The following is a 1,265-nucleotide window of genomic DNA, read 5'->3' on the forward strand; positions in this document are numbered from 1 at the left end:
ATCAGCTTTTACACGAACTTTTACGTTGTAATCAATGACACGCTTGACCGCGACTAATGCTTTCATACGTTCCTCGTTTATTAATGTTATGAATTGAAAATATAAATCAAAAACTATTGATTTACTTGATGCAAAATATTACTTAAATCTTGTAGCTACGTTTGTCAACGATTATCTGTTGAGCTTGACTTATTAGACCTAACTATCTTGCGTGAGCATCTTAGTAAGGTCAAGACAACGCCGTGAATAATGCGTCATAAATTTGTCACTATTTATATAAAACATGTCAGATGACATAATATATTCATGATTTTATCGTTCAAAATTTATTATTACATATTTAACTATGCTTTGTTCAAAGTATCTTTTTTCATAGAATTTTTAGTAGCGTCAATTAGCAGCTCGCTGTCACGTATATCATTAAATAATGACCAATCTGGTGTTACATCGTTATTTTTAATGACGCTCATATCACCAGTTGTTTCCATGATTACAACAAAAACCTCTGATTTTGATTTAATACTATTTTTACGTAATACCTGTTGGACATCACTAGTGCTCAAGTTAGCTTCTTTTAAGTTGTCCCAAAAATATTCACCATGCGCCATTAAGATTATAGGTTGATTATCTATCAGTGCTTTTAAAGGTTTGATTTTTCGTCTTATCATCGAGACCAAACCTTGAATGACAAATAATGCACCAACTGCACACAATCCTTGGAGTAACGATGGCGTGTCAGATAATACTGTCGATGCCAGGATACTACCAATGGCTACAGTCATGGCAAAATCGTGACTCGATAGCTTGGAGAAGCTACGTAGTCCCATCAAGCGTGTGAACATCATAAGGCCAATATAAAAGCCTACTGCGGATAAAGAGATGCCAACTACCTGTTGCCAATCAATCGAAAACCAGTTTTCCCATTTCATATTATCACCTTACTGCGCCTGCTTATTTATAATCAATCGTTTGTCTACAAAGTTATTTTTTCAATAAAAAAAGCAACCTGATTAGAGGTTGCTTTTTTATAGAGTCTAAACAATATTTTTGTTGTTATACAACAAACTAATCTTAGCTTTTATTTTATCTTTAAAAATGAAAAGTATTGATCAAACGATCAAACTTAACATCAATAAGATTACAGTGCTTCGATTTGCTCAGCTTGTGGTCCTTTCTTACCATCACCTAAGATGAAAGACACTTTTTGACCTTCGGCTAGAGTTTTAAAACCGTTACCTTGGATAGCGCTGTAGTGAGCGAATACG

At 34.0% G+C, this 1,265-nt stretch carries 2 protein-coding genes; both read right to left on the minus strand.

The window, feature by feature from the left end:
- Positions 1–344: 344 nt before the first annotated feature.
- The gene (locus ACS8FD_RS15185; RefSeq protein ID WP_439263289.1) at positions 345–929 is read right to left on the minus strand and encodes a DUF421 domain-containing protein; all 585 of its coding nucleotides are present in this window, start codon (positions 927–929) and stop codon (positions 345–347) included.
- A 209-nt stretch (positions 930–1,138) separates the two neighbouring features.
- Positions 1,139–1,265, minus strand: a 127-nt coding sequence (locus tag ACS8FD_RS15190; RefSeq protein ID WP_439276462.1) for a cold-shock protein, incomplete at its 5' end; no start/stop codon positions are given.

This window comes from Psychrobacter sp. 1U2 (assembly GCF_051847575.1).